10 protein-coding genes are annotated in these 12,754 nt (G+C 59.0%); 6 read left to right on the forward strand and 4 right to left on the reverse strand.

What is annotated here, in order from left to right; translation table 11 throughout:
• Positions 1 to 2: 2 nt before the first annotated feature.
• Positions 3 to 1,685: an electron transfer flavoprotein-ubiquinone oxidoreductase gene (locus H7H48_RS03695; RefSeq protein ID WP_229447442.1), complete on the reverse strand. Its 1,683-nt coding sequence runs from the start codon at positions 1,683 to 1,685 to the stop codon at positions 3 to 5.
• 338 nt (positions 1,686 to 2,023) lie between these two features.
• On the opposite strand from H7H48_RS03695, the gene H7H48_RS03700 reads away from it, so the two are divergent.
• From H7H48_RS03700 to H7H48_RS03715, 4 genes are all read left to right on the forward strand, one after another.
• The gene (locus H7H48_RS03700) at positions 2,024 to 2,569 is read left to right on the forward strand and encodes a DUF2585 family protein (RefSeq protein ID WP_229447443.1); all 546 of its coding nucleotides are present in this window, start codon (positions 2,024 to 2,026) and stop codon (positions 2,567 to 2,569) included.
• A 78-nt stretch (positions 2,570 to 2,647) separates the two neighbouring features.
• Positions 2,648 to 3,226, forward strand: coding sequence for a hypothetical protein (locus tag H7H48_RS03705; RefSeq protein ID WP_229447444.1), 579 nt, complete (start codon positions 2,648 to 2,650; stop codon positions 3,224 to 3,226).
• 72 nt (positions 3,227 to 3,298) lie between these two features.
• Positions 3,299 to 4,123, forward strand: coding sequence for a uracil-DNA glycosylase family protein (locus tag H7H48_RS03710; RefSeq protein WP_229447445.1), 825 nt, complete (start codon positions 3,299 to 3,301; stop codon positions 4,121 to 4,123).
• A 172-nt stretch (positions 4,124 to 4,295) separates the two neighbouring features.
• Positions 4,296 to 5,090: a hypothetical protein gene (locus tag H7H48_RS03715; RefSeq protein ID WP_229447446.1), complete on the forward strand. Its 795-nt coding sequence runs from the start codon at positions 4,296 to 4,298 to the stop codon at positions 5,088 to 5,090.
• Positions 5,091 to 5,133: 43 nt separating this feature from the next.
• Here the strand turns inward: H7H48_RS03715 and H7H48_RS03720 are convergent, their stop codons facing one another.
• Positions 5,134 to 5,523, reverse strand: a complete 390-nt coding sequence (locus tag H7H48_RS03720) for a hypothetical protein (RefSeq protein ID WP_229447447.1) — start codon at positions 5,521 to 5,523, stop codon at positions 5,134 to 5,136.
• Between the two features lie 156 nt (positions 5,524 to 5,679).
• Here H7H48_RS03720 and H7H48_RS03725 point away from each other — a divergent pair, with 156 nt between their 5' ends.
• A complete protein-coding gene (locus H7H48_RS03725; protein ID WP_370633325.1) occupies positions 5,680 to 6,480 on the forward strand; it encodes a helix-turn-helix domain-containing protein in 801 nt (266 codons plus the stop codon).
• On the opposite strand, the gene H7H48_RS03730 is transcribed toward H7H48_RS03725, so the two are convergent.
• Both H7H48_RS03730 and H7H48_RS03735 read right to left on the reverse strand, forming a co-directional pair.
• Entirely contained in the window at positions 6,475 to 7,428 is a 954-nt protein-coding gene (locus H7H48_RS03730; RefSeq protein ID WP_229447448.1) for a DMT family transporter, read from the reverse strand. The genes H7H48_RS03725 and H7H48_RS03730 overlap by 6 nt on opposite strands.
• 67 nt (positions 7,429 to 7,495) lie before the next feature.
• A complete protein-coding gene (locus tag H7H48_RS03735) occupies positions 7,496 to 9,805 on the reverse strand; it encodes a xanthine dehydrogenase family protein molybdopterin-binding subunit (RefSeq protein WP_229447449.1) in 2,310 nt (769 codons plus the stop codon).
• A gap of 187 nt (positions 9,806 to 9,992) precedes the next feature.
• Between H7H48_RS03735 and pepN the strand changes: the two genes are divergently transcribed.
• A complete protein-coding gene (pepN, locus tag H7H48_RS03740) occupies positions 9,993 to 12,638 on the forward strand; it encodes an aminopeptidase N (RefSeq protein WP_229447450.1) in 2,646 nt (881 codons plus the stop codon).
• Positions 12,639 to 12,754 lie beyond the last annotated feature (116 nt).

Genomic DNA, 12,754 nt, shown 5'->3' on the forward strand with positions numbered 1-12,754 from the left:
CTCTACATCCCGGTATAGACGGGGCCCTCGCCGCCCTGTGGCGGCACCCAGTTGATGTTCTGGTTCGGGTCCTTGATGTCGCAGGTCTTGCAATGGACGCAGTTCTGCGCGTTGATGACGAAGCGGGCGTCAGCCACATCGCTGCCATCGGTGAGCGCGTTGCCGTCAGCATCCACCCACTCGTAGACACCGGCAGGACAATAGCGCGAGGACGGGCCGGCATAGACGGCGTATTCCGACGTCTTCTGCAGTTCCATGTCCTTCACCTGAAGATGAACCGGCTGATCCTCTTCATGATTGGTGTTGGACAGGAATACGGAGGAAAGACGGTCGAAGGTGAGCACACCGTCGGGTTTCGGATAGTCGATGGGCCTGTGTTTTGCGGCCGGCTCCAGCGAAGCCGCGTCGGTCTTGCCATGTTTCAGGGTGCCGAACAGCGAGAAGCCGAACAGCGAATTCACCCACATGTCGAAGCCGCCAATGCCGACGCCCAGAAGCGTGCCGAAGCGCGACCAGAGCGGCTTGACGTTGCGCACCTTCTTCAGGTCCTTGCCGATGTCCGAGGCGCGCCAGGCAGCCTCGTAGCCTTCCAGCGTGTCGTTGACACGTCCCGCTCCCAGCGCTTCCGCAACATGCTCGGCGGCGAGCATTCCCGAGAGCACCGCATTGTGGGAGCCCTTGATGCGCGGAACATTGACGAAACCGGCCGAGCACCCGATGAGCGCACCGCCAGGAAAGACGAGTTTTGGCACAGACTGGTAGCCGCCTTCAGTGATGGCGCGGGCGCCATAGGAGATGCGCTTGCCACCTTCAAACGTCTTGCTGATCGCAGGATGCGTCTTGAAACGCTGGAATTCCTGAAAAGGTGAGAGGAACGGGTTTTTGTAGTTCAAGTGAACCACGAAACCGACCGCCACCTGATTGTTTTCCAGATGATAGAGGAAGGAGCCACCGCCGGTTTTCATGTCGAGCGGCCAGCCGAAGGAATGCTGGACGAGACCCGGCCTGTGGTTCTCCGGCTTGACCTCCCAGAGTTCTTTCAGGCCGATGCCGAATTTCTGGGGTTCGCGATCCTCAGCAAGGCCGAATTTCTCTATCAGCTGCTTGGCGAGCGAACCGCGCACGCCCTCGCCGATCAGGACATATTTGCCCAGAAGCGCCATGCCAGGCTGATAGTTGGGACCGTGCGAGCCATCCCGCTCGACACCCATATCGCCGGTGGCGACGCCAATCACGGCGCCATCGTCGTTGTAGAGCACTTCGGCGGCAGCAAAGCCCGGATAGATTTCAACGCCCAGTCCCTCCGCATAGCCTGCAAGCCAGCGGCAGACATTGCCGAGCGAGACGGCGTAGTTGCCGTGGTTGTTCATCAGCGGCGGCATCAGAAAATTGGGAATGCGCATGGAGCCCGCCGGCCCGAGAACCAGAAACTGATCGTCGGTGACGGGTGTCTTGAACGGGTGATCGGGATCGTCGCGCCACTCCGGCAGAAGCCGGTCGATACCGATGGTATCGACGACAGCACCAGACAGGATGTGTGCGCCGACTTCACCGCCCTTTTCGAGAACGACGACGGAAAGCTCCGGGTTCAGCTGCTTGAGCCGGATGGACGCGGCCAGCCCCGCCGGACCTGCGCCGACGATGACCACATCGAATTCCATGCTTTCGCGTTCCACTTCGCTCATTCCACCCTCCGCAGTCTTTTTCTCTCGCGCGCCCCTGCTCTCGTTTCGTGCCGGCGCGATCCGGATACCCATCAGTCCCGCATAACGGTTTCAACGCCGGGCTATAGCGCATCCGCGCGCCTGTCGAAACCAGAGAAGTTGCATCAACCCATTCCTGATTGCTGCAAACCAATATTACTTTAACGTAAACGTAAATAATTGAGAAATCGGGCGCAGGCAATTCCTGTTTGCCTCGCGGCTCGAATCCAAGCAGTTTCAGCCTGTTTCAAGATTGGGGGCAGGACGTGGACATCCGGGAAAACCCGTTGCTGAGGGCCTACAGGCAAAGTCCGGTCTTGGTGACCGCTTTCTGTGTTCTCGCCATCCTTGCCATTCAGGCGCTGTTCCTGAAACTCATGGGGCAGACAACATTCTGCGACTGCGGTGCGGTAAAACTCTGGTACCCAGACCCATCTGGCCCCGAGACCTCCCAGCATATCGGCGACTGGTACACCTACTCGCATTTTCTCCACGGTTTGCTCTTCTACGGCCTCCTTTGGCTCGTCGCCCCGCGTATGCCGTTCGGATATCGTCTCGCGCTTGCCGTAGGGCTGGAGGCTGCGTGGGAGATGGCAGAAAACACGCCCATGGTGATCAATCGCTACCGCGAATCCGCGCTCGCCCAAGGCTATTACGGGGATAGTGTCATCAATTCGCTCTCCGACACGCTTGCGACTATCGCCGGCTTCTTCGTCGCACGAATATCTCCGCTCTGGCTCAGCATTCTTCTGGTGGTGACGACGGAGATTTTCATGGCGGTCATGATCCGCGACAATCTCACGCTCAATATTCTCCAGCTTGTCTATCCCTCACAGGCAGTCTCCGATTGGCAGACGGGCGGCTGAGGCATGCTTTTTCGTTCTCCGGAACGTGAAATGGCGATATAATGCGGAAGGAAGGGAGGTACTGCCCTGCCCCAAACCGTGTCCATAGTCTTTCTCCCTCTGCTCGCTGTCCTTCTGGGCGCCGGGCCGGGAGATGACGGTCGTTGGCAGGCTGGCCCCTATTCCTTTTCCGATGAGCTCGGCGGATTTCGCATTCTGGCTGTTTCAGGCACAGGTTCGCGCAGCGACCCCGTGCTTCTCCAACAGGAGCTTTATACGGCGTCTGCCGTCGTGCTCGTCATCCGCACCACCGGGGAGGTTCCGCGATATGCCTATGACGAAAGGGCGGGAGCGGGCTATCTCTTCATGAAGATCGACACACTCAATGCAAGCAACCTGCCTTGGGTCGAGTTTGAATTCGAGCTGCAAGAGTTGCGCGGCGTCTCGAGCGTCTACGGGGACGGCCTCTCCTTCGATCAGAGAAATGTGGGATCCGAGCACGTCGGCTCCAATGCGTTCGCAGTGCACGATCGCAAACTCGAACCCTATGACCGGCTTCTGTTCAAGTCAGGCACGGTCAATGCCGGTCATTCCGTGACTTTTCAGCTTCTAATCACCGACCTAACCCCGAAACCAGTGTTTTATCTGGTGCAGGACCCACGCATTCCGGCTTCCTGAGCTTGCAACCAGCGGCAAAGAAAGAGAAACTGCCGCCTTTCACCCTCGCTGACGCTCAGGATACTGGACGCAATGGACTCCGCTGGACTAAGGGAGCTTCTGACTTTCTATGCTGATGCCGGTGTGGACGAGCCCCTTTTGGATGAAGCGCCCGACCGTTTTCAGGAAACGCGTGCGGAGGCGGAAAAAAGGGCCGCGCAACGACAGCAGCCAACGCCGCAGAAACCGGTGGCGACCACGCAGCCCCGCTCCACGGCTGCGGCCGCAGTCAGAGCAGCGGTCCCTGACGATGCGCAGGCCGCGCGGGCGCGCGAGATCGCCAGAAGCGCTGAGAGCCTGGATGCGCTGCGCGATATGCTTTCGAACTTCGACGGCTGCAATCTCAAGACCACGGCGAAAAACACCGTCTTCGCAGACGGCAATCCGCAGGCCAGCGTTATGTTCGTTGGCGAGGCGCCGGGCCGCGACGAGGATATCCAGGGACTTCCCTTCGTTGGTCGCTCCGGCAAGTTGCTGGATCGGATGTTGGCAGCCATCGGTCTTGATCGTACCTCCGTTTATATTTCCAACGTGATCCCGTGGCGACCGCCCGGCAACCGGGACCCCTCCCCGCTCGAAACGGAAATCTGCCGCCCGTTCATCGAACGGCATATCGAACTTGTGGCACCCAAAGTTCTGGTAACGCTGGGGAATCCCTCAACCAAGCTGCTTTTGAACACGCAGACCGGTATCATGCGGATGCGCGGCAACTGGGCGATGCACAACACGCCGTCTGGCCTAGACATCCCCACCATGCCGACCCTCCACCCCGCATACCTCCTTCGAAATCCGGCGCACAAAAAGCTCGCCTGGCAGGATTTCCTGCAGATCAAACTGAAGCTGGAAAGCGCTGGTTGAGGCGAAAGAAGAACTGAAGTTAAGCCTGCGTTAACCCTGTTGGCGCACGATTGCGTTTCGTAACAACGTCCCGGAGTCGAGCATGTGTGTTCGTGTCACTTCCGGGGGGCGCCTGTTTTTACTTTTTTCTTTCATCGTCTACGGATCATATCCGGCGTCTGGCGCGGATCTGGTGAGCTCAGATGTTCCTGTTCCGCCGAACGTCGAGAAAGCGCCGTTGCTGCTGGAGTTCAGCCCGCACTTTTCCGGCTTCGTCGAGGTAAATTCGGCACTGGGCAAAGCCCATTTTGACGATGATCCTGCCAAAACCAGCGGATGGGGCCTGCGCGGCGTGGCGAACTTGCCGATCGGGGAGCGCTTCAATGTCCAGCTCGATGGCCGGTTTGAAAATCTGAAACTCGAGGATCTTGCCGACCAGACCATCGCATTCGGTGCGCACACCTACTATCGCAAGCCTGACCGCTTTGCTCTTGGCCTCTATGGACAGTATGAGCGGATCACCAGCGAAACCCTGGCATTGGGGCCGAAGGAAATCGCTGTGGGACTGGAAGGTGCCGTCTTTCTCAGCCAGTCAACCGTTCTGGGCCAAATTGGCGTGGAAGCGGCACAATTGGAAGGGGAAGATGCATCCAAGCTCAATGGGCTGATTGGTGCACGATACTATCAGACCGACAATCTGCGTTTCGATCTCGATGCGGGCTTCGAGCGATTGATGAACGAAGATACGGTGCGAAAAACCTACTCTGTTTCCATGGCCGCCAACTACAGGCTTTCCAGTCAACCGATAACCGCGTTTGGTGGATACCGGTTCCGATCAAGCTCGCCGGCCACCGACGATCTGCCTGCCGGGGACACAACCTCTCACGGCATCATGGCAGGTTTTCGCTATCATTTCGGCTCAACCAGCCTGAAAGATGAAGAGCGCAATGGTCCGCTCTGGACTGCTGCGCCCTATCTCAACTATTGAATGCAAAAAGGCGGGGCCGCACTCGTGTGCGGTCTTGTGCCTTTCAGCTGTGCGTCTCACGCATTGCAGCAAATTGAAGCAATGCGAATAGGGCAACCGCACATGCCTGAGCAATCACGAAGACCATGCCGAGCAGATTTGGAGAGACCCATCCAGTCGCGAGCATTGCGAAGCTCGACACGGCCCAACCGGCGTTGAGCAAGACCACATCGATAAGCAGAAGACGGGGTGTTGCTTCCCGGGAGGCAATCATCCACAGCACGATCACGAAAGGCACCAGCGCCACGCCGGCCCAGAACAGGAGCCCTTCGGGCAAGGCGAGAAGTCGTGACAGCGGTGCTGCCGTAACCAGCAGCAGAATTGCTGCAGCACCACTTGTGACGGCATCGAGCTGAAGTGTTTTTCTGAGTGCGGGTGTGAGCGTGAGCGGCATGGCGGTTTCCCTTCTTCACAGCGTATCTGGATGATCGGATGTCGAACCCGATGCCGGGCAAACTGACCGAAGAAACTCCTCCCGGCGATTACCCGGGAGGTAATGGAAATGGGCGCCGGTCGGCTCTACAGTCACCCCATGAAACCAGACATCACCATGGTCGCCCAAACCAGCGCCGGCGCCCTCATCCGGGAGTGGCGTCAACGCCGGCGCATGAGCCAACTTCATCTGGCACTGGAGGCGGGTATTTCCCAGCGCCATCTCAGTTTCCTTGAAAGTGGCCGCTCCAACCCCTCGCGGGACATGGTTTTGCTTTTGTCGGAAAGCCTTTCCATCCCGCTTCGTCAGCGCAACCGAATCCTCATAGCCTCAGGGTTTGCTCCAGGCTTCTCGGAGCGGGATCTCCATGATCCCGAATTGAAACCCGCCATGGACGCGGTGCAGATTGTTCTTGATGGCCACGCGCCCAACCCGGCCATCGCGATTGACCGGCATTGGACCATGGTCGCAGCGAACCAAGCCATCGCACCGCTGCTTGAGGGTGTCAGCAATAAAGACCTGCTGAAACCGCCTGTGAATGTACTGCGTCTGAGCCTGCACCCCGAAGGTCTCGCTCCCAACATTGTGAACCTGTCTGGATGGCGTGCGCACGTGCTGGAAAGGCTGCGCCTTCTCATCGACCAGTCGGCCGATCAGCAATTGACAGCGCTGGAAAAGGAACTGGCAGCCTATCCAGTCAGAAAAACCGGACCGGACCCCAAACCCGGCGCCGCTGACATGATCGCCGTGTCCCTTCGTCTACGCCTCGGAGGAGCGGAGCTTTCCTTCATCACCACGACCACCGTTTTTGGCACCCCACTCGACGTGACACTGTCAGAACTTGCCATTGAAAGTTTTTTTCCAGCCGACGCTGCAACCGCCGCCTTTTTGCGACAGCTTCAGAGCCGAGGCTCATGAGGAAGGCGGCACGAAGCGGCGGGCAGCGACCCGCCTGAGGCCAAGGCGGCGCTCGCGCCAGATGATGAAGAGCCCGGCTCCGATCACAATCATCCCGCCAACCAGTGTGTAAAGGGTCGGCACGTCGCCGAAAGCGAAATACCCGATCACGATGGCGAGGATCATCGACGTATATTCGAAAGGTGCGATGGTGGAGAGTTCCGCATGACGATAGCACTCCGTCATCAGGATCTGCGCCACCCCGCCGCAAATGCCCGCGCCGGCCAAAGCAAGATATTGACCGCGCGATAATTCCGCCCATCCGAAAGGAATGGTGAACAGAGAAAGTACGGTGGCCGTCACCGAGAACCACAGAACAATGGTGGCCGTTTTCTCGGTCTGGACCAGTCGACGGACCAAAAGCATGGCGACGGCAGAGCCGGTCGCGCCACACAGGGCTGCGATAACACCCACGGCCTCAGCGGCCTCCAGACCGGCATCTCCTGTCAGAAGGGTCAGTTTCGGCCAGGCGATGATGATGACCCCCAGAAAGCCGACCGCAACGGCGCTCCAACGGTAGATGCGCACCACCTCCCCCATGAAAATGGCCGAGAAGACCACAACGATGAGCGGTTGAGCGTAATTGAGCGTGATCGCGTCGGGCAGAGGCAGGCGCGTAAGCGCAAAAAAGCCAAGCCCCATGGAGGTAACCCCCACAAGGCCGCGCAAGATGTGGCTGACAGGATGCGTGGTACGGAAAGCCGTTGCCAACTCATGTCGCCAGGCCAGCATGGCGATGATCGGGAATATCGCAAAGAACGAGCGAAAGAAGACGATCTGCCCTGAAGGCACCATCCCCGCCGATTTGATCAGCGAGGACATCATAACGAAAACCGAGACCGAAATAACCTTCAGCGCGATGCCGATCAGTGGTTTGCCTTCGGCACCGACTTCGGTCTCAGCGGGCATGATCTGATTTCCTATAAGGCCGGTAAAGAAGCGGGAGGGTGGAGCAAAACCATCGCCAAAAAAGCCGTCATGCCGCCTCTCTGGCCTGTCGGATCGTCTCCCACACCCGCGAAGGCGTGGTGGGCATGTCAATATGGGTGATGCCGTAGGCGCGGTAGAGCGCATCCGTCACAGCGTTGAGAACAGCCGGCGTGGCACCGATCGTGCCGGCTTCACCAGCCCCCTTGATGCCCATCGCGTTGGTGGTCGAGGGCACGTTGCGGGTCTCAAAATGGATGAACGGCAGATCGTCCGCACGCGGCATCGCATAGTCCATGAAACTTGCGGTGACGAGTTGGCCATCTTCCGAGTAAATCGTGTCCTCCGTCAGGGCCTGTCCAAGGCCCTGGGCAACCCCCCCATGAACCTGACCAGCCAGAAGGATCGGGTTCACTGTCGCGCCGAAATCATCGACAATCCAATAGGCCAACACCTTGGTGCGTCCGGTTTCCGGGTCAATTTCGACTTCGCAGATATGCGTGCCATTCGGATAGGTCGCCTCTTCCTGCACGAATTCACCGAAGCCTTCCAGATCTTCAGGTGCCTTGGCGGCCTTGGCGATGGCTGCAAAGTCGACCGCGCGATCCGTGCCGACAATGCGGGCGGCTCCATCGGACAGTTCAATGTCATCGACCGACGCTTCGAGTTCATCGGCTGCAAGCTTGCGGATTTTCTCGGCAAGGTCTTCGCCGGCCCGCGCGGCCGATACACCGCCCAGCGGAATTGAGCGCGAGCCGCCCGTGCCGCCACCGGAGGCCAATTCATCCGTGTCACCCTGGCGCACGGTGATCCTGTCGATGTCGATATTGAGCTTGTCGGCCACGAATTGCGCATAGGCGGTGGCGTGTCCCTGGCCGTTGGACTGGGTGCCGATCAGAAGCGTGACGGTGCCATCCTCGTTCAGCCGCACATGGGCAGGCTCCGAACCGGCAAAGGCGCAGGCTTCAATATAGGTGGCCATGCCGATGCCGCGCAGTTTGCCGTTGCGCCGCGATTCCTCAATCCGCTCATCGAACGTGGCCCAGCCGGCGTTCTCCATGCATTTGTTCATGTGCCCCTCGAACTCGCCGACGTCGTAAAGACGGCCAGTCTGGGTGCGATAGGGGAACTGCTCGGGCCTGATGAAGTTGCGGCGACGGATCTCATCGCGCCCGATGCCAAGATCGCGCGCACAGGCATCCACCAGCTTTTCAAGCAGGAATGCCGCCTCCGGGCGGCCCGCCCCACGATAGGCATCCACCGGGCAGGTGTTGGTGTAGACGCCGTTGATCGTCACATCGAGCGCCTGAATGTCATAGACGCCGGTCGACATGGAGACGCCGACAAACGGGATGAAGGGACCATATTGCGAGATATAGGCGCCCATATTGGCCGTGAGATCGACCCGTAGACCAAGGAAACGCCCTTCCCTGTCCATTGCCATTTCGGCAGTCACGACGTTGTCTCGCCCCTGCGCATCGGTCATGAAATGCTCATTGCGGTCACCGGTCCACTTGACCGGGCGGCCAAGGCGTTTCGCCGCCTCCATGACCATCGCGTATTCACGGTAGACAAAGGTTTTCGGACCAAAACCGCCACCAACGTCCGGCGTGATCACGCGCAGATTTTCCGGCTCGATGCCGAAGGTTTTGCACAGAATGCCGCGCATGGAATGAACGCCCTGCGAGCCGGTGGTCAGCACAAAGCGGTTCTCGTCGTCGCGCCATTCGGCCAAGGCCGCGCGCGGTTCCATGTAGTTACAGACGAGGCGGTTGTTCACAAACTGGATGCGGGTCACATGGTCGGCCTTGGCGAACGCCGCATCGGACTTATCCTTGTCGCCCACATGGTAGAGGAAGGCACGATTCGACCCGAGCTCCGGCCAGACAAGCGGGGCATCCTCGGTCAACGCAGCTGCCGTCGACGCTATGGCCTCCTCGTCATCGAAATCGATCTCGATCAGCTCTGCAGCGTCTTGTGCCTGTGCGCGGCTGTCGGCGACCACGAGCGCCACCGCGTCCCCCACATATTGCACACGATCACGGCACAGGATCGGAATGTCACGGGTGGGGGCGCGAGTTCCGTCGGGCTGTTTCTGCATGGCGCCGGAGCGCAAATCCTTCAAATGCGCCACATCCGCGCCCGTCAGGACCAGATGCACGCCTGGCGCGGCCTGTGCTTCCTCGACCGAGGCGATCGTAAACTGCGCCTTGGCGACAGGCGAACGCACCACGTAGAGATGCAGTGTGCCTTCAGGCAGGAAATCGTCCGTATAACGCCCCTTGCCCGTGATGAACGCCGCATCTTCCTTGCGGCGCACGGAGGCACCCATCCCGAATTTCGGCGTCATCACAGTCATGCGGAGTCCCTTCTGGCCAATCGTGGTTTGACCGATGTTCGGTGAGCTGGCTGGAAACAGTCGAGCGACATATGCTGTCTTAGTTTTGTCGAGCCTGATGATTGTGTAAAGAGCAGCTATCCGATTTTGTTGGACCAGACAGCCCACAGATTGCCGGCCCGCTCCCCAGGCCGTAGAAAGAGTAGCGATGCGTACAGAAAGCGGCCAGGTTTTTCGTCTCGAGGACTATCAACCAAGCAATTATCTCATTCCGGAGATAGCGCTGGATTTTCGGCTGGACCCTCAGGAGACGCTGGTGACAGCCACATTGAGGGTGGAACGGATCGCACGCGCCCCGGCCGATTCTCCATTGATTCTTGATGGCGATGGGCTGATCCTGGAAGCTCTGCAGATCAACGGGGTGGATGCATCAGCTGACAGCTATGACGTCTCACCGGACCGCCTGGCAATCACGCGCTTGCCGGCTTCTCGGCAATTCGAACTAACCATTGTGACGCGAATTGCGCCATCCACGAACACCACGTTGATGGGACTCTATGTTTCGAACGGCGTTTTTTGTACCCAGTGTGAGGCTGAAGGCTTTCGCCGCATCACCTATTTTCTCGACCGCCCCGATATCCTCTCGGTCTATACGGTGCGTATGGAGGCGTATCGCGAGAAAGCGCCGCTTCTTCTCTCAAACGGCAACCCGGTGGAGAACGGAGAACTCGCTGACGGGCGCCACTTCGCCGTCTGGCATGACCCTTTCCCCAAACCCTCCTATCTGTTCGCGCTCGTCGCCGGCGATCTCGGCGTGGTGAAGGATCGCTTCACCACTGCCTCGGGACGTGAAGTCGAACTTGGCATCTACGTCGAACATGGAAAGGAAGAGCGCGCCACCTATGCGATGGACGCATTGAAGCGGTGCATGCGCTGGGACGAGGAACGGTTCGGGCGAGAATACGATCTCGACGTGTTTAACATCGTGGCCGTTTCGGATTTCAACATGGGCGCGATGGAGAACAAGGGGCTCAACGTCTTCAACGACAAATATGTGCTTGCAGATGCTGACACCGCCACTGATGCTGATTTCGCAAATATAGAGGCGATCATCGCGCATGAGTACTTCCACAATTGGACAGGCAACAGAATCACTTGCCGGGATTGGTTCCAGCTCTGCCTGAAGGAAGGGCTGACCGTTTTCCGCGATCATGAATTCTCCGCAGATCAGCGATCGCGGGCCGTCAAGCGTATCGCCGAAGTGCGCGGCCTGCGGGCGCACCAATTTCCCGAAGACCAGGGTCCTCTCGCGCATCCCGTGCGACCACGCCGCTACCGGGAGATCAACAATTTCTACACGGCGACCGTCTACGAAAAAGGCTCCGAGGTCATTCGCATGCTGCGTACGATCCTGGGTGAGGACGCCTTCCGGGCCGGGATGGACCTTTATTTTGAAAGACACGACGGGGAAGCCGTAACCATCGAGGATTTTGTAAAATCCTTCGAGGATGCGTCGGGACGGGACCTCAGCCAGTTTGCGCTCTGGTACCATCAGGCCGGCACACCCAATGTGGCGCTTTCATCGCGATATGATGCCAAGAAGAAGGCGCTGACGGTGGAGATCGAGCAGTCCATACCGCCGACGCCCTCCGAAAGCCGCAAACGCCTGATGCATATTCCTCTCGCTTTCGGCCTTGTTGGCCCGGACGGCAGCGATCTCGACTATGAGAGCGCAGAGGGAGCAAACGTCGAAAACGGTGTGATCCACCTGCGAAAACGCCGGCACCAGATCACCTTCAAGGGCGTGAAGACGCGTCCGGTCCTGTCTATCAACCGTGGCTTCTCCGCTCCAGTCACCCTTGCCGTCGAGAGCAGTGCTGACGAACAACGCTTCCTCGCGCGCCATGACAGTGACCCGTTTTCGCGCTGGCAGGCGCTGAACACGCTGCTGACCAGCGCCTTGATTGCTGCCAGCAAAGCAGTGCGTGGGGGAAAAACACCGGTGTTCGATGACGAGATCGTCTCGGTCACGATAGACCTCGCCGCTGACGAAACGTTGGAAGAGGCCTTTCGAGCGTTGACCCTGAGCGTGCCTGGCGAAGCTGATGTAGCACGTGAAATCGGGCGGGATATCGACCCTGATGCGATCCAGGGTGCGCGCAAGGCTCTTCTCTTCACCATCGCGCAGGCGGGCAGGGAAACCTTTCGCACGCTCTACGACGGGCTGCTCGACAACGTGCCCTTTTCGCCGGATGCGCGCAGTGCGGGGCGCCGCGCGCTACGCAACGCTTTGATAGAATTTCTGACGTTGGATGATGCCAACCCCGCGGCCGCCTACAGGCAATTTGAAGGCGCCGACAACATGACGGAGCGCGCCGGAGCGCTCACGGTTCTTGCTCAGCATTTCCATGATACCGACGAGGGCAGAGCTGCGCTGGCGGCCTTTGAGAAGCGCTACAGCGACAATCCGCTCGTGCTCGACAAATGGTTCCAGATCCAGGCAATGATCCCCTCGGCGGGGACAGTTTCCTTGATCCGTAACCTGATGAAACATCCGCATTTTTCGCTCGCCAATCCAAACAGGGTACGCGCCCTGGTGGGTACGTTCTCGATGGCGAACCAGGCGGCCTTCCACAGTGCCGATGGCGAAGGGTATCGACTCGTCGCAGAGACGGTCACCGCGCTCGATGGCCACAATCCGCAGGTAGCGGCCCGCCTGGCCACCGCGTTCCGTTCCTGGCGCTCGCTGGAAAAGGGCCGGCGTGAGCACGCACGCCGGCTCCTCTGCGAGATTGCCAACCGCAAAGACCTGTCTCGAGATCTGGCGGATATTCTGGAACGGACCCTCGCCTAAAACGGCTCATTAATATCTTTTTTACCAAGACCTCTGGACAAGGCGAATCACCTTTGATTCCTTATGGATGATTCGGCAGCAGGCGGAGCCGAATCACCGAACTTAACGAGGAACGA

The organism is Nitratireductor sp. B36, from assembly GCF_020833685.1.
Classification (GTDB): Bacteria; Pseudomonadota; Alphaproteobacteria; order Rhizobiales; family Rhizobiaceae; genus Nitratireductor.

Bases quoted from the DNA above. Each gene is read 5' to 3' on its own strand.
- H7H48_RS03730 (WP_229447448.1), bottom strand. From the start codon at position 7,428: ATGCCCGCTGAGACCGAAGTCGGTGCCGAAGGCAAACCACTGATCGGC.
- pepN (WP_229447450.1), top strand. From the start codon at position 9,993: ATGCGTACAGAAAGCGGCCAGGTTTTTCGTCTCGAGGACTATCAACCA.
- H7H48_RS03735 (WP_229447449.1), bottom strand. From the start codon at position 9,805: ATGACTGTGATGACGCCGAAATTCGGGATGGGTGCCTCCGTGCGCCGC.
- H7H48_RS03720 (WP_229447447.1), bottom strand. From the start codon at position 5,523: ATGCCGCTCACGCTCACACCCGCACTCAGAAAAACACTTCAGCTCGAT.
- H7H48_RS03710 (WP_229447445.1), top strand. From the start codon at position 3,299: ATGGACTCCGCTGGACTAAGGGAGCTTCTGACTTTCTATGCTGATGCC.
- H7H48_RS03725 (WP_370633325.1), top strand. From the start codon at position 5,680: ATGGTCGCCCAAACCAGCGCCGGCGCCCTCATCCGGGAGTGGCGTCAA.
- H7H48_RS03695 (WP_229447442.1), bottom strand. From the start codon at position 1,685: ATGAGCGAAGTGGAACGCGAAAGCATGGAATTCGATGTGGTCATCGTC.